The organism is Streptomyces sp. GMY02 (genome assembly GCF_019056675.1).
Classification (GTDB): domain Bacteria; phylum Actinomycetota; class Actinomycetes; order Streptomycetales; family Streptomycetaceae; genus Streptomyces; species Streptomyces odonnellii.
The window spans coordinates 5,660,016-5,675,669 of the sequence record NZ_CP077658.1 but is presented as its reverse complement, the minus strand read 5'-3'; the positions used below and the strand labels follow the sequence as shown (position 1 = coordinate 5,675,669).

Here is a 15,654-nt window from a genome sequence, read left to right as displayed (position 1 = left end):
CCCGCCGCGGCGGGCCGGACGCTCCGTAGAGCGCCGCGGGGAGCGGCGGCGGGGTGTCCCCCGGCAGTTCCCCGGCAGTGGAGACTGCCGGGGGCTGCCGGGGGCACGCATCGACCGGACCGAACAGAAGGACGCACGACTCCATGGGAAACAAGCCAGACGCGACGCACGACCTGACCTCGGGCTTACCGGGCGCGGAGACGGCCCCCCGGCCCGGCTCCCGGCCGGGGGAGTCCGGTCCTCCCCCCTCGGCGCCCACGCACACGCCCCCGCGCGCGGCGCGCGTGGCCGTGTGCGCCGTGTTCTTCGTCACCGGGGCGGCCTTCGCCACGTGGGCCGCGCGCGTCCCCGCGATCCAGGACCGGCTCGGGCTGTCCGAGGGGCAGCTCGCGGTGGCGCTGGTGGGGCTGAGCAGCGGGGCGTTCCTCGGCCTTCCGCTGGTGGGCGGTCTGGTGGCCCGGTACGGCAGCCGGGCGGTGCTGTTCGCCGGTATGACGGTCTATCTGGCCGCGCTGACCGGTCTGGCGTTCGCCCCCGACCTGCCGACGCTGACCGTGGCGCTGGCCCTGTTCGCCTGTGGCAACACCGCCGTCGACGTCTCCATGAACACCCAGGGCGTACTGGTCGAACGTGCTTACGGACGCAACATCCTGGGCGGATTCCACGCCATGTTCAGCCTCGGCGGGATCGCGGGCGCCGTGGCCGGCAGTCTCGCGGCCTCGGCGGGCATCGGTACCCGCCCGCACTTCACGATGACCGCGCTCGTCCTGTGCGTGGTGGTCGCCGGGGCGGCCACCGCCCTGATCCCCGAGCCGCAGGGGCGGGCCGAGGACGCCGGTCCTCTTTTCGCCCTGCCCAGCGCCGGGCTGTGGATCCCCGGACTCGTCGCGTTCTGCGCCCTGATGGGCGAAGGTGTCATGAACGACTGGGGCGCGGTCTATCTCCACGACGTGACCGGCGCGTCGCCCGGTGCGGCGGGCATCGGATTCGCGCTCTTCTCCGCCGGCATGGTCGTCGGGCGCCTCTGCGCCGACCGGATCCGTGCCCGTACCGGCACCGTACGGTTCACCCTCGGCTGCGCCCTCGTCGCCGCGGCCGGGGCGGTGGTCTCGATCTCCGTGCCCACCACCGCCGCCGGGTTCGCCGGCTACTCGCTGCTCGGGCTGGGCATGGCGGCGGTGATCCCCGTGGTCTTCAGCCACGCGGCCGGGCTCCGGCCGGACCGTCCGGGTCCGGCGATCGCCGCGGTCTCGGCGGTCGGGTACGTCGGGTTCCTGGCCGGGCCGCCCGTCATCGGCGGCCTCGCCGAGGCGGTGGACCTGCGAGCCGCCATGCTCGTGCTGCCCGCGCTGATGGGCGTGATGGCCCTCCTCTCGCTCAGCCTGCGCCGCCGCTGACGCGGCACGAGCCTCTGAAGAAGGAAGCCTCGCCCCGACCGGCCCCGCGCAGCCGCAGCCCGCTCCCGGCCACCGCGCGGCCCTGAGACGGCCCGGGAGGCCTTGGGGCAGGCCCTGTCCGGCGGATCTTCGCGGGCCCGCAATGCCGCAGTGACAGCAGCCGCTGCCGCGGCGGGCGGCACCTCGCCGCGTTGGGTGTCTCGCCGATCTTGCCGGGCTCGCGGGGCCCGGCCCGGGGTCCCGGGCCCTGGCGCCCCGGGGCCTACGTCTCCCGGCAGATCAGCAGCAGCGCGCGGTCGTCGTTCACGTCCTTCGCCACCGCCTCGATCAGGTGCCATGCCGCGCCCCGGAACCCCGGCGCCACATATCGGTCCGCCTCGCCCGTCAGCCGGTCGATGCCCTCGCCGAGGTCCCGGCCCGACGCCTCGACCAGGCCGTCCGTGAACAGCATCAGCACATCGCCCGGCCGGAGTGTGCCCTTGGCCGAGTCGAACTGCGCCCCGTCGTACACCCCCAGCAGCGGGCCCTCGCCCGACTTCTCCTCCCACCGGCCGCTGCCCGCGTGGAGCTGGAGGGCGGGCAGATGCCCGGCGGAGAGCAGTTCGTAGTCGCCCGAGTCCAGGTCGAGGACCAGATGGATGGAGGTGGCGAACCCCTCGTCCCAGTCCTGCCGGAGCAGATAGCCGTTGGCGGCCGGCAGGAAGCCGTGCGGCGGGAGCGAGCCGAGCAGCCCGCCGAAGGCGCCCGAGAGCAGCAGGGCGCGCGAACCCGCGTCCATGCCCTTGCCGGAGACATCGGTGAGGACGACTTCGAGCGTGCGCCCGCCGTTCGTACGGGCCGCCACGACGAAGTCGCCGGAGAACGACTGGCCGCCCGCCGGGCGCAGCGCCATCTCCCGGTGCCAGCCCTTGGGCAGGCGCGGGAGGGCGCTCTGCACGCGGATGCGCTCGCGCAGGTCGAAGAGCATCGTTCCGCCACGCCGCCAGGGCACCCCGACGCGCGCCCTGAACTGCGCGATCAGCAAACCGAACAGACCGCAGGCCGCCACCACCAGGACCGTGCCGGGCGTGACCCGGGCGGGGCCGTCCGGATACGGGCCGAGGACCATCGACTCGACGATCAGCGCGGCGGCCGCCGCGGCGTACAGGCTGAGCAGGCTGGACGGCCGCAGCAGCACGCCGCCCGCCACGATGGGCAGGACGAGCGCGGAGGGCGCGCACCAGACGGGGAAGGCGATGGTGGTGAGCGTGATCGCCGGAATCGTCAGCAACAGGCCGGCGAGGGCGATCCAGTCGGAGCCGTCGCCCCGGAAGTAGTCGACGCCGGATTTTCGCACGCTGTTGCGGACCCGGTGCAGCTTCCTGCGCAACCGGGCCGAATAAGACTCCGCTCGCGCGACACCGGCCATCGTGTGGACCCTACCGATCCGGCCGACGGGCGTGCAGGGGGACCCCGAGACATTGCGTTCGAAATCGGGTCGCTTCGTCGACATCATCCTGCTACTGATGGCATATGACTACTGAGCTGCGGGTACTGAATCCGGCCGAATGGGACCACTGGTACCGGACACTGGAAGTCGCCTTCGGAGGGCTCGTGGAGTCGCCTGAGAAGCGCGCGCTGATGGAGTCGCTGACCGAATGCGAGCGGTCGGTCGGGGTCTGGGACGGGGACGAATGCGTAGGCACGGCAGGGGCGTTCAGCTTCCGGCTGTCCGTGCCGGGCGGCGCGCTGGTGCCCGCGGCGGGCGTCACGATGGTCAGCGTGGCGGCGACGCACCGCAGGCGCGGGGTGCTGACCTCGATGATGCGCCGCCAGCTCGACGATGTGCGGACGTGGGGAGAATCACTCGCCGTGCTGACGGCGTCGGAGCCGCCGATCTACGGCCGGTACGGGTACGGCGCGGCGACGCGCCAGCTCCTCGCGGACATCGACACGTCGCGGGTGCGGTTCGAGGTGCCGGAGGGCGCGGAGGACATCCGGCTGCGCGCGGTACGGCCCGGGGATCCGGCCGTACAGAAGGCCTGTGAGGCCGTGTACGCGGCGGAGGTCGCCGCCCGGCCGGGGATGCTCGCCCGTCGGCCCGGCTGGGAGCGGCTGCCGGTGGCGGACGCCGAGAAGGAGCTGGACGGGGCGTCGGCGCTGCGGTGCGTACTGGCGGAACGGGCGGGCAAGGTGGTGGGATTCACACTCTTCCGAAGTCGCCCTGATTGGGATAATTCCGGACCGAAGGGGACGATCGAACTCCAGGACCTGTACGCGCTGGACCCGGTGGCGTACGCGTCGCTGTGGCGCTTCCTCGCCGATATCGATCTGACGTCGACGATCCGTGCCCGTAACCGGCCGGAGGACGACGCGTTCCAGTACCTGGCCTCGGACATCCGCCGCTGCGGGCTGGTGCTGCGGGACTCGCTGTACGTACGGCTGGTCGAGGTCGGCGCGGCGCTGGAGGCCCGTACGTACCGGGCTCCGGTCGATGTGGTCCTGGCGGTGGAGGACGGCTTCTGCCCCTGGAACGAGGGGCGTTGGCGGCTGGCGGGCGACGCGAAGGGCGCGACGTGCGAACGCACCACGGACACCGCGGACTTGACCCTGTCGGTGGCGGACCTGGGCGCCGCGTACCTGGGCGGCATCTCCCTGACCGCCCTGTCCCAGGCGGGCCGCGTCCTGGAACACCGCCCGGGAGCCCTCGCCGAAGCCTCCACGGCCTTCTCCTCGGACCCGGCCCCCTGGCTCCCCCACGGCTTCTGAGGCCGCCCGGCGGCCCGGCCGGGGCCGGCCGGGTCCCGCCGGGGCTGACGGGTCCGGGCCTCGCGGTCCCGGCCCTACAGTCCGTTGAGAACGTCCTGGTACGCCGCGCCGAAGCAGTCGATCATTGTTTTGAGTTCGGCGTCGGAACTGATCAGCGGGGGCGCGAAGGCGATGGTGTCGCCTATCGCCCGTATGAGCAGGCCGTGTTCCGCCGACCGGGCCATCAGGGCCGTGCCCAGTTCACCGGCCGCCGTCCCGGCGGCGGACGGGTCGAAGGTGATGGCGCCGAGGAAGCCGTGGCCCCGTACATCACGGACCAGCTCCGCGCCGCGAAAGGCCCCGAGTCCGTCCGCCAGCATCGGCGCGGTCGTCCGTACATAGCCCGGGATGTCCCGCTCCCTGAGAATGGCGAGGGACTCACGCGCCACGGCCGCGGCCACGGGGTGTCCGGAATAGGTGAAGCCGTGCCCGAATCCGTCGAGTTCGGCGGAGCCTTTGACCAGTGCGTCGACCACTCGCTTCTCCAGCATGACGGCGGAGATCGGTATGTAGGCCGAGGAGAGCCCCTTGGCGAGAGTGATCATGTCCGGAGTCAGATCGAATTCCGTCGTCGCGAACATCGAACCGGTACGGCCGAATCCGGTGATGACTTCATCGGCGATGAACAGGATGTCGTGACGGGCCAGCACCTCTTCGACCCGATGGTAATAGCCCGGGGGCGGGATAATTATCCCGCCGGCGCCGATTATGGGTTCCGCGATGAACGCGGCGATGGTGTCGGCGCCCTCGTCATTGATGAGATCCTCCAACTGCGCGACAAGCCAGTCGACGAATTGATCATTCGTCATGCCCTGGGCCTGCGGCGAAAGAGGATCGGGGCAGGGCACCTTCAGGAAATACGGCAGGGGAAGACCGAATCCCTCGTGAATATGGCTGATACCGGTGGCCGATGCCGCGGCCACGGTGGTGCCGTGATAGCCCTTCGTCTGGGAGATGATCTTCACCCGCTCGGGACGTCCCAGAGCGCGGTGGTAGTACCAGGCGATTTTGAACGCGCTGTCATTCGCCTCGGCTCCTGAATTGGCGAAGAACGTACGCCCCATCCGCAGCGGGGAGATCCGGGCGAGGTCTTCGGCGAGAGCCAGTGCGACATCGGTGGTGCGGTGTCCGTACGACGCGTAGAACGGCAGCTTCGCCAGTTGATCCGTGGCCGCCTGAATGAGCCGGGGCTCGCTGTAGCCGAGATTCGCGCACAACATGCTGGAGAGACCGTCGAGATAGGAACGGCCTTCGCTGTCCCATACCCGCACGCCTTCGCCACGGACGATCACATGCGGTTCGCTTGCCAGATAGAGAGGAGTGTGGGGTTCGAGCATGGTTACCGACTGTGGAGACATAAGGACTCCTTCGTACTCGGTGTCTCCTCAACCGCTTATTCGATTTATGCGATTCGTTCAGTTTACTGGTGGCTGGCAGACGGGGCACCAGAAGAGATTGCGGGCGGCGAGCGGGGCCGTACGGATTTCGGTGGCGCAGAGGTGGCAGGGCATCCGGGCGCGGCGGTAGACGTACACCTCGCCGCCGTGGTCGTCGACGCGCGGCGGGCGGTTCATGGCCTCGGGGGTGTGCTCGGGGCGGACGGTGTCGATGCGGTTGTTCCGTACGCCCTCACGCATCAGCGCCACCAGGTCCGCCCAGACCGCCTCCCACTCGCGGCGGGTGAGGTCCCTGCCGGGGCGGTACGGGTCGATTCCGTGGCGGAAGAGGACCTCGGCGCGGTAGACGTTGCCGACGCCCGCGATGACCTTCTGGTCCATCAGAAGCGCGGCAACGGTCGTACGGGAGCGGGAGATCCGCGCCCAGGCCTTCTCGCCGTCGTCGGCGGGGCGCAGCGGATCCGGGCCCAGGCGGTCGTGTATCGCGCGCTTCTCGGGGGCGGTGATCAGGGCGCAGGTGGTGGGGCCGCGCAGATCCATGTACGCCGTGGCGGAGGCGAGCCGGAGCCGGACGGCGTCGGTGGGCGGCGGGGCGGGCGCGGCACCGAAGGCGACCTTGCCGAAGAGGCCGAGATGGATATGGACCCAGCCCAGGTCCTCGCCGCTGCCGTCCTCGCCGCCGCCGTCCGGGCCGCCGCCGTCCGGGCTGTCCTTGCCGTCCGGGCCGCCGAAGCCGAGGAAGAGGTGCTTTCCGTGAGCGTCCACGCGCTCGAAGACCCGGCCGTCGAGCAGGGCCGCGCTGTCGGAGAACTTGCCCTGCGGGCTGCTGACCCGTACCGGCCTGCCTCCGAAGCGGTCGAGATGGTCCTCGGCGAGGCGGTGGATCGTATGCCCCTCGGGCACGGTCTCTCCTGTTCTGCTGCTCTGTACGGTGCTCTGTACGGGCTGGTCTGGTGGCCACGGGCATGACAGTGCCGCCGGGCCACGGTCCCGCCGGCGGCACGTGTACGGCTGGTCAGTCCTTCTGCGGGTGGTGCGCCGGGATCGGCGGCAGCTCGTGGGTCGCCTCGTACTCCGTGAGCATCTCGATCCGGCGCGTGTGCCGCTCCGCACCCGAGTACGGCGTCTTGAGGAAGACCTCGATGAACGAGACCGCTTCGTCGCGGGTGTGCATCCGGCCGCCGACCGAGATCACATTGGCGTTGTTGTGCTCGCGGCCCAGAGCGGCCGTACGCTCGCTCCACGCGAGGACGGCCCGTACCCCCTTGACCTTGTTCGCGGCGATCTGCTCGCCGTTGCCCGAGCCGCCGATGACGACGCCGAGGCTGTCCGGGTCGGCGGCCGTACGCTCCGCGGCGCGCAGACAGAAGGGCGGGTAGTCGTCCTCGGCGTCATAGATGTGGGGGCCGCAGTCGATGGGCTCGTGGCCGTGTTCGGTGAGCCACTCGACGAGATGGTTCTTGAGTTCGAAGCCGGCATGGTCGGAACCGAGATACACGCGCATGATCCGAGTGTGGCACGCGGGACGCCGGGCAGCGGTCAGCGGGGTCGCGGACCGTAAGGGCGTCGCGACCCCGCGGAAACGCTCCGCAAGGGCTCCGTGAACGCTCCGGAAAGCACCTTCCCGGCACGGGCCCACCGGGTCAGCCGCGGCGGCCCATCAGCTTCCAGGCGGCCGGCAGCGCCCCCATCGCCAGCGCCGCCTTCAGCGCGTCGCCGAGGAGGAAGGGCACCAGCCCCGCCGAGATCGCGGCACTCGGTGACAGACCGGCGACGACGGCCAGGTACGGGACGCCGACGGCGTAGATGATCGCGGAGCCCGCCACCATCGTCCCCGCTGTACGGAGTACGGAACGGTCGCCGCCACGGCGGGCCAGCGCGCCCACCGCCGTGGCCGCGAGCAGCATCCCGAGGACATAGCCGAAGGACGCCCCGCCCGCGCCGGACGAGCCGGCCGAGAACCACGGCAGCCCCGCCGATCCGGCGAGGGTGTAGAGGGCGAGCGCGAGGAAGCCGCGGCCGGCGCCGAGCGAGGTGCCGACCAGCAGCGCGGCGAAGGTCTGGCCGGTGACGGGCACCGGGGAGCCGGGGACCGGTACGGAGAGCTGCGCCGCCAGTCCGGTGAGCACGGCACCGCCGACGACCAGGGCGATGTCCCGGGCACGGGTGGCGGGGAGCAGATCGGCGAGGACCGCTCCGGTACGGGGAGCTGCGGCGGCGGTGGTCATGGGGGCTCCGGGGTCGAGAGGGCGGGCGGGCAGGTGACGCGGCGGAACAGGTGCGTCCACCAGGGTCGGTCCTGACGGGTGCGCCGGGACTGCCCGACCGTAACCCACCGGTTCACGCCGAATCACCGTCAGTCGTCCACAAAGCGGAGGTCAGGGGCTTGTCGGGGGTGACACAAAGTGCCACGGCACGCAGCCATGCGTGTTGCTGCTAGCGTGCACATGCATAAGACTTGCAATAAGAGGTCGGAGGGCTCGGACACATGGCCACGTACACGCTTCCTGAACTCCCGTACGACTACGCAGCGCTCGAACCGGTCATCAACCCGCAGATCATCGAGCTGCACCACGACAAGCACCACGCCGCCTATGTGAAGGGCGCCAATGACGCCCTCGACCAGCTCGCGGAGGCGCGCGACAAGGAGGCGTGGGGGGCGGTCAACGGGCTGGAGAAAAACCTCGCGTTCCATCTCTCCGGCCACATCCTGCACTCGATCTACTGGCACAACATGACCGGCGACGGCGGCGGCGAACCGCTCGCGGAGGACGGGGTCGGCGAGCTGGCGGACGCCATCACGGCGTCCTTCGGCTCGTTCGCGGGCTTCAAGTCGCAGCTCACCAAGGCTGCGGCGACCACGCAGGGCTCGGGGTGGGGCGTGCTCGCGTACGAGCCGCTCAGCGGGCGGCTGATCGTCGAGCAGATCTACGACCACCAGGGGAATGTGGGGCAGGGCTCGGTGCCGATCCTCGTCTTCGACGCCTGGGAGCACGCCTTCTATCTCCAGTACAAGAACCAGAAGGTCGACTTCATCGAGGCGATGTGGCGGGTCGTCAACTGGCAGGACGTGGCGAAGCGCCACGCCGCCGCCAAGGAGCGCGCGAACATTCTGCTGCTCGCGCCCTGAGGCGTCCTGCTCGTGATCGTCTTCTCAGCCTTCACGGGCGGACGGAATGAGGAAGGGCCCCCACGAGGACGTGACTCGTGGGGGCCCTTCCGCGCAAGGCGCCCCGCGTAAAGGGTCCTTCCGCGTAAAGGATCAACGCGCGGACCGGTCCACCGCCGGGCGGGTCAGTCGAAAATGGGCCCCTGCGTCCGCGTCCGCTTGATCTCGAAGAAGCCCGGGATCGACGCCACCATCAGCGTGCCGTCCCACAGCTTCGCGGCCTCCTCGCCCTTGGGCGCGGGGGTGACGACCGGGCCGAAGAAGGCGATCTGCTCGCCGTCCGAGCCGGGCACCGCGATGACCGGGGTGCCGACCTCCTGGCCGACCTTGTCGATCCCCTCCTTGTGGGAGGCGCGCAGCTCCGTGTCGTACGCGTCGGAGTCCGCGAAATCGATCAGGTCCGCCGGCAGCCCGACCTCGTCCAGGGCCCCGGCGATCGCCTCGCGGGTGGCGCCCTCGCCGCGGTTGTGGAAACGGGTGCCGAGCGCGGTGTACAGCTTGCCGACGACCTCGTCGCCGTGCTTCTGCTGGGCGGCGATCACCACACGGACCGGGGCCCAGGCCTTGGCGAGCCCTTCGCGGTACTCCTCGGGCACGTCCTTGTCCTCGTTCAGCACGGCCAGGCTCATCACATGCCAGCGCACCTCGATGTCGCGGACCTTCTCCACTTCGAGCACCCAGCGTGAGGTCATCCAGGCCCAGGGGCACAGCGGATCGAACCAGAAGTCGACGGGGGTCTTCTCGGACATGACTCTCCTCATGAAGGCGGTGAACACATCTCGGATACACCTCCTTGCGAGAACGCCCCGGACGGCCGGGGGCATTCCCCGCTGCCGCCGGCCGGGCACACATGGGAGGATCGCCGGGTTCGAGACAAGCGCCGCCCAGCGCCACAAGCACTGCCAGGCGCCCCCAGCACCGCCAGCCACGCGGCGAGCCACGAAGGAGTGACCGTGCCCGGTGAGAACCTGTCCCGCGACGAGGCCCGTGAACGGGCCGGCCTGCTGTCCGTAACCGGGTACGAGGTCCGCCTCGACCTGCGCTCGGCGGTGGACGGCGCCCCGGACGAGGCCGCTGCTCCGGAGGACACCGCCGCGCCCGCCGGTCCCCGGACCTTCCGCTCGGTCACGACCATCCGGTTCCGCTGCGCACGCCCCGGCGCCTCGTCCTTCGCCGACCTGATCGCGCCCGTCGTCACCTCCGTGACCCTCAACGGCACGGACCTGGACCCGGCCGCGGTCTTCGACGGCTCGCGTATCGCGCTGGACGGCCTCCAGGCGGAGAACGTCCTGGTGGTGGACGCGCAGTGCGCGTACAGCAGGACCGGCGAGGGCATGCACCGCTTCGTCGACCCGGAGGACGGCGAGGTCTATCTGTACACGCAGTACGAGCCGGCCGACGCCCGCCGGGTCTTCGCCAACTTCGAGCAGCCGGACCTCAAGGCGCCGTACCGCTTCGAGGTGACCGCGCCCGAGGGCTGGACGGTCTGGAGCAACGGCGCGGGCACCCTGACCGACGGCGTCTGGCACTTCGCCGAGACCGCGCCGATCTCGACGTACATCACGGCCGTCGTGGCGGGCCCGTACCACTATGTGACCGACTCGTACCGCCGTACGTTCGAGGACGGCACGGTGCTGGAGATCCCGCTCGGCGCGATGTGCCGCAAGGGGCTCGCCCGCCACTTCGACCCCGACGACATCTTCCTGATCACCAAGCAGGGCCTGGACTTCTTCCACGACCACTTCGACTACCCGTACCCCTTCGGGAAGTACGACCAGGCGTTCGTGCCCGAGTACAACCTCGGCGCGATGGAGAACCCCGGTCTGGTGACCTTCCGCGAGGAGTACATCTTCCGCGGCTATGTGACGCGGGCGTCGTACGAGCGCAGGGCGACGACGATCCTGCACGAGATGGCGCACATGTGGTTCGGCGATCTGGTGACCATGCGGTGGTGGGACGACCTGTGGCTGAAGGAGTCCTTCGCGGACTTCATGGGCTCGTTCGCGCTCGTCGGCGCGACCCGCTTCACCGACGGCTGGATCACCTTCGCCAACAACCGCAAGGCATGGGCGTACCGCGCCGACCAGTTGCCGTCCACCCACCCCGTCACGGCCGACATCCGTGATCTGGAGGACGCCAAGCTGAACTTCGACGGCATCACCTACGCCAAGGGCGCGTCGGTGCTGAAGCAGCTCGTGGCGTACGTGGGACAGGACGCGTTCCTGGAGGGCGCCCGGCGCTACTTCAAGCGGAACGCGTACGGGAACACCGAGCTGGGCGATCTGCTGTCCGTACTGGAGGAGACCTCCGGGCGGGACATGGCGGGCTGGGCGCGGTCCTGGCTCCAGACCGCCGGGGTCAACTCCCTCACCCCGCAGGCCGCTTACGGCGACGACGGGCGGATCACCGAACTGGCGGTGGTGCAGGAGGCGGCCGGATCGCACCCGGAGCTGCGGCCGCACCGGGTCGCGGTGGGGCTGTACCGGCACACGCCGGAGGGCGCGCTCGTACGGTACGCGCGCGCCGAGGCGGACGTCGACGGGCCGCGTACGGACGTGCCCGGGCTGGCCGGGGCCGACTGCCCGGATCTGATCCTGGTCAACGACGACGACCTGACGTACTGCAAGATCCGCTTCGACACGGCCTCGCTGGACACCCTGCGCGCGCACCTCGGCGATCTCAGCGATCCGCTGGCCCGGGCGCTGTGCTGGTCCGCGGCCTGGAATCTCACCCGTGACGCGCGCATGCCGGCCCGGGACTTCATCGCCCTGGTGCTCGCCCACGCGGGCCGCGAGACGGACATCGGTGTGCTCCAGATGGTGCACGCCTGGGCGCGGTCGGCGCTCACCCACTACGTGGCGCCGGAGTGGCGCGAGCACGGCCGGCGGCTGCTGTCGGGGAACGCGCTCGAACAGTTGCGTGCGGCCGAGCCGGGCAGTCAGCACCAGCTCACCTGGGCGCGGTTCCTCGCCTCGATCGCGGCGTCGGAGGAGGACCTCCAGTTCCTGCGCGGGCTGCTGGACGGTACGGCGAAGATCGACGGACTTCACGTCGACCAGGAGCTGCGCTGGGCGTTCCTGGAGCCGCTGGCCGCGCACGGCGCGGCGGACGAGTCGGTCATCGACGCGGAACTGGCCCTGGACGACACGGCGTCGGGCAGGCGCCACCAGGTGCGGTGTCTGGCGGCGCGGCCCTCGGCGGCGGTGAAGGCACAGGCGTGGGCACAGGTCGTCGAGTCGGACGCGCTGTCGAACGCGCTGGTGGAGGCGGTGATCGCCGGGTTCGCGCGGCCGGGGCAGCAGGAGCTGACCGCGCCGTACGCGGCGAATTACTTCGAGGTGATCGAGCGGGTGTGGGCGGAGCGCTCGATCCAGATCGCCATGCATGTGGTGCGGGGGCTGTACCCGGCGCTCCAGGCGCACCGGGCGACCCTGGACGCCACGGAGGCGTGGCTCGCGGCGCACGAGGACGCGGCGCCGGCGCTGCGCAGGCTGGTGCTGGAGGCGGGGGACGATCTGGCACGGGCGCTGCGGGCGCAGGAGCGGGACGGGGCGGCGGAGCGGGACGGGGTGGCGTGATCGGGGGCGTGGCGGCGTGATCGGGGGCGCGCGCGGGGATGTGCGGCCCGTCTGATTCGTACGACGAGTCGCGCATCATCGGCAGTCGAACGCCCGTACTTTAGGCCGAGCTTGTCCATTTTTGTCGACGAAGTCGTAACAGGGGGTTAGAGGAGCGGCCGAAGCCGGGGATGACCGGGGCATGAACAACAACACCACCCCCCTCGCCCCCCTGTCCTCCGGCTCGTCGGCTCCGCTCGGCGATCTCTCCGCGTCCCGCGATGTGCGCCGCCGTGTGCTCACGCTCGCGCAGTTGCGTGAGCACGGGGTGGGCGGTCCCCGGGCCGCCGCGGAGTGCCGGCCCGGTGGCCCCTGGCAGCAACTGCTGCCGGGGGTCTTCCTGTTGCACCCGGGGACACCGACCAGCGAGGAGCGGCTGCGCGCGGTGCTGCTGTACGCGGGGCGGCCGGCCGCGAAGGCGGTGCCGGTGCCCGCTCAGGCGGGGCCGGACGCGCCCGCGTACGACTCCGTGATGATCACCGGGCCGGCGGCGCTGGCGCTGTACGGTTTCTCCTCCTCGCCGGGGCTGCTCTCGCTGGACCGTATCGACGTGCTGGTCCCCCGCACCCGGCGGCTGCGGTCCACCGGCTGCGCCCGGCTCATCCGTGCGCACGCCCTGCCCCGGCCCGAACAGGTCACCGGGCTGCCGGTGGCGCCCGTGGCCCGCGCGGTGGCCGACGCGATCGCGGACCTCTCCGAGGCGCGCACGGTGGTCGCGGTGCTGACCGAGGCGGTACGGGGCGGGCACTGCGAACCGGCCGTGGTGGTACGGGAACTCACCCTGTCCGGGCTGCTGGCCCGGCCCCATGTGGTCCAGGCCGTGGACACCCTGCTCGCGGAGGGCCGGACGCTGGCGGAGGGCCGCCTGTACGAAATGGTCCGCGCGTACGGGCTCTCCGAGCCGGTCTGGAACGTCGAACTGCGCCTGCCGGGCGGCGCGAAGCTGGGCACCGTGGACGCGTACTGGCCGGAGTTCGCGGTCGCGGTGGAACTGGACACGAGGGCGGCGGCGGACGAGGACGACGACGGGGCGGGGTGGGCGGAGGCGGTGCGCAAGCGGGAGCATCTGGAGCGGCTGGGCATCACGGTGGTGCATCTGACCCCGCGAAAACTGCGCGAATCGCTGGACCAACAGGCGACGGTGGTGCGGACGGCGCTGATGACGGCGGACGCGAGGGACCCGGCGGCAAAGCTCCTGGCCCTACCGCGCTAGGCCCCCCGCGCGTCCTCAATCGCCGGACGGGCTGGGATTTTCCGGCCTGCGGCCGGGCGCAATGATCGCCCGGCGTCCAGGCGAACGGTTCCGTCCTCAATCGCCGGACAGGCTGGAATTGCCCGCGACCGACGCCGGATGCGCACCCGGCGCCGGACGGGCTGAATTTGCCCGCACCCGGCGCCGGTCGGCAAAAACAAGCCCGTCCGGCGATTGAGGACGGACCGGCCGACGCCGGTGCCGGGGGCACAAATAGAGCCCGTCCGGCGATTGAGGACGAAGCCCCGGGCAGGGCTAGGCGCAGAACTCCGCTTCGACCACCGCGCCCGCATCCCCCACCCAGTCCGCGTTGAAGTTCAGCGACAGCGAATGCGTACCGTCCTCCGTCGTCACCGCGCCCGACGACGACCCGTGGATCCCGCCCCCATGCCCCCAAACCCGCACGCCGCAGGAGAGTTCCTGGACCTGGAGGCCGAGGCCGTACCCGTTGGACGGCGGGGCCTCGTCGCCCATCGAGACCGTCGTCTTCATCTCCTTGAGCTGCTGCTTCGGCAGCAGCTTGCCCTGGAGCAGCGCGCTGTAGAAGCGGTTCAGATCCGCCGGGTTGGAGATCATCTCGCCCGCCGCCCCCGCCACCGACGGGTTGAGTTCGGTGACGTCGTGGATCGGCGCGGCCGGGTCCAGGACGAGGACCGAGTACGCCCGGCCCGACGGCTGCGGCATCCGGGGGTCCGTGGACGGGACGGTCGTGGCACGCAGACCCAGGGGCCGCAGGATCCGGCGCTCGATCTCGGTCGCGTACGGGCGGCCCGTCAGCTTCTCGACGGCCATCCCGGCGAGGACGAAGTTCGTGTTGGAGTAGCTCCAGCTCGTGCCGGGCGCGAACTCCGGCTGGTGGGCCAGAGCGATGTCGACCAGCTCGCGCGGCTTCCATGTGTCGTACCGGTGCTCGAAGAAGCCCTCCCCGAAGATCTTCTTCTGGAGCTCCTCGTCCGAGGTGTAGTTGAAGATGCCGCTGGTGTGGTTGAGAAGCTGGCGCAGGGTGATCCTCCGCCCGTCGTTGCCGTTGCCGCGCACCACTCCCGGCAGCACGCTGTCGACGGTGTCGTCCAGATCGACCCGGCCCTCCGCCTCCAACTGGAGCAGGACCGTCGCGACGAAGGTCTTGGTGATGGACCCGACACGGAAACGGTCCTGCGGAAGGCGCGGCCGGTCGGTCGTGCGGTCCGCGACGCCCGCGGAGCCGTTCCACGTGCCCTTGCGGTCGTCGGCGCGGGCCAGCGCTCCCGGTACGCCCTCCGCGACGGCGGCGTCGAGTGCCTCCTGGGTGGCGCGGTGGGCGGCGGCGGTTCTGTCCGGCGCCGTGCTCGCCACGGCGGGCGCGACAAGGGCGCTGCTCGCGAGGGCGACCGCGGCGAGTGTGCCGGTGAGCGCGATCCGGACCGTACGTACTGCCATGTGAACTCCCCTGTTGTACCGATGCGATCGGCAGGCAGGACGCCCGAAGCGGCGGAAGGGTTTTCCGCTCCGAACGAGTTGACCCGTTTTCAGCCGTTCACCGCGAAGCGGCCGAGAGCGGGCCGCTCACGCCACAATCTCAGGCCGGTGTCGATGAGCTCGGCCCGGTCCAGGTCTTCGACCGCGGCGAGCGGGTGCCAGGCCGCCAGATCGGTGGAACCGCCTGTTTCCGGACGCAGCGAACCGCCGGTGATCCGGGCCTCGTAGATGATGCGCAGGGCCTGGAAGTCCGCGTAGGTGCCCAGCTTGCGGGGGTAGCGGCGGCGGCTTGAGTCCACCCCGAGCAGCACGGTCATCTCGGCGTCGTAGCCGGTCTCCTCCTCGACCTCGCGGACCGCCGTCTCGACGGGATCCTCGCCGTGTTCCATGCCCCCGCCCGGGAGCGTCCAGCGCTTTGTGCCGTCACGGGCCACCCAGCGGGCGAGAAGGATCTGTTCATGCCGGACGCACACGGCATAGGCGGCCACTCGTAGCTCCTGGTTCATCCCGAGAGAGTAGGACTGGGAACGGCCTCGGGCCCGGGACTTGGGCGGATCAGTACCGGACCCGTGCGGGC

At 70.9% G+C, this 15,654-nt stretch carries 13 protein-coding genes; 5 read left to right on the top strand and 8 right to left on the bottom strand.

All coding sequences use genetic code 11. The features are described from left to right. Nucleotides 1-143 precede the first annotated feature (143 nt). The gene (locus KQY30_RS23980; RefSeq protein WP_217308598.1) at nucleotides 144-1,397 is read left to right on the top strand and encodes an MFS transporter; all 1,254 of its coding nucleotides are present in this window, start codon (nucleotides 144-146) and stop codon (nucleotides 1,395-1,397) included. A gap of 262 nt (nucleotides 1,398-1,659) precedes the next feature. On the opposite strand, the gene KQY30_RS23975 is transcribed toward KQY30_RS23980, so the two are convergent. Then, nucleotides 1,660-2,805 (bottom strand): PP2C family protein-serine/threonine phosphatase, encoded by a 1,146-nt coding sequence (locus tag KQY30_RS23975; RefSeq protein WP_217308597.1) that lies wholly within the window; start codon nucleotides 2,803-2,805, stop codon nucleotides 1,660-1,662. Nucleotides 2,806-2,909: 104 nt separating this feature from the next. Between KQY30_RS23975 and KQY30_RS23970 the strand changes: the two genes are divergently transcribed. Continuing rightward, complete coding sequence (locus KQY30_RS23970) at nucleotides 2,910-4,145, top strand: GNAT family N-acetyltransferase (protein ID WP_217308596.1); 1,236 nt, start codon at nucleotides 2,910-2,912, stop codon at nucleotides 4,143-4,145. A 74-nt stretch (nucleotides 4,146-4,219) separates the two neighbouring features. Here the strand turns inward: KQY30_RS23970 and KQY30_RS23965 are convergent, their stop codons facing one another. The 4 genes from KQY30_RS23965 to KQY30_RS23950 form a co-directional block, all read right to left on the bottom strand. Further along, nucleotides 4,220-5,521, bottom strand: coding sequence for an aminotransferase (locus KQY30_RS23965; protein ID WP_217308595.1), 1,302 nt, complete (start codon nucleotides 5,519-5,521; stop codon nucleotides 4,220-4,222). A gap of 78 nt (nucleotides 5,522-5,599) precedes the next feature. Then, nucleotides 5,600-6,484 carry an Fpg/Nei family DNA glycosylase gene (locus KQY30_RS23960; RefSeq protein ID WP_217308594.1) on the bottom strand — a complete coding sequence of 295 codons (885 nt, stop codon included), beginning with the start codon at nucleotides 6,482-6,484 and terminating at the stop codon, nucleotides 5,600-5,602. A 112-nt stretch (nucleotides 6,485-6,596) separates the two neighbouring features. Further along, nucleotides 6,597-7,085, bottom strand: a complete 489-nt coding sequence (locus KQY30_RS23955) for a ribose-5-phosphate isomerase (RefSeq protein ID WP_046501248.1) — start codon at nucleotides 7,083-7,085, stop codon at nucleotides 6,597-6,599. 139 nt (nucleotides 7,086-7,224) lie between these two features. Next, entirely contained in the window at nucleotides 7,225-7,809 is a 585-nt protein-coding gene (locus KQY30_RS23950; RefSeq protein WP_217308593.1) for a biotin transporter BioY, read from the bottom strand. A gap of 260 nt (nucleotides 7,810-8,069) precedes the next feature. Between KQY30_RS23950 and KQY30_RS23945 the strand changes: the two genes are divergently transcribed. Further along, nucleotides 8,070-8,711, top strand: a complete 642-nt coding sequence (locus KQY30_RS23945; protein ID WP_217308592.1) for a superoxide dismutase — start codon at nucleotides 8,070-8,072, stop codon at nucleotides 8,709-8,711. 164 nt (nucleotides 8,712-8,875) lie between these two features. Here KQY30_RS23945 and KQY30_RS23940 read toward each other — a convergent pair whose 3' ends face one another. After that, complete coding sequence (locus KQY30_RS23940) at nucleotides 8,876-9,499, bottom strand: DsbA family protein (protein ID WP_302185336.1); 624 nt, start codon at nucleotides 9,497-9,499, stop codon at nucleotides 8,876-8,878. A 204-nt stretch (nucleotides 9,500-9,703) separates the two neighbouring features. Here KQY30_RS23940 and pepN point away from each other — a divergent pair, with 204 nt between their 5' ends. Together pepN and KQY30_RS23930 are read left to right on the top strand one after the other, a co-directional pair. Continuing rightward, nucleotides 9,704-12,328, top strand: a complete 2,625-nt coding sequence (gene pepN / locus KQY30_RS23935; RefSeq protein WP_217308590.1) for an aminopeptidase N — start codon at nucleotides 9,704-9,706, stop codon at nucleotides 12,326-12,328. Between the two features lie 181 nt (nucleotides 12,329-12,509). Continuing rightward, on the top strand, nucleotides 12,510-13,580 hold the full coding sequence (locus tag KQY30_RS23930) for a hypothetical protein (protein ID WP_217308589.1): 1,071 nt from the start codon (nucleotides 12,510-12,512) through the stop codon (nucleotides 13,578-13,580). A 294-nt stretch (nucleotides 13,581-13,874) separates the two neighbouring features. Here KQY30_RS23930 and KQY30_RS23925 read toward each other — a convergent pair whose 3' ends face one another. Further along, on the bottom strand, nucleotides 13,875-15,038 hold the full coding sequence (locus KQY30_RS23925; RefSeq protein WP_217308588.1) for a serine hydrolase: 1,164 nt from the start codon (nucleotides 15,036-15,038) through the stop codon (nucleotides 13,875-13,877). 89 nt (nucleotides 15,039-15,127) lie between these two features. Beyond that, complete coding sequence (locus tag KQY30_RS23920; protein WP_217308587.1) at nucleotides 15,128-15,583, bottom strand: NUDIX hydrolase; 456 nt, start codon at nucleotides 15,581-15,583, stop codon at nucleotides 15,128-15,130. Nucleotides 15,584-15,654: the final 71 nt, after the last annotated feature.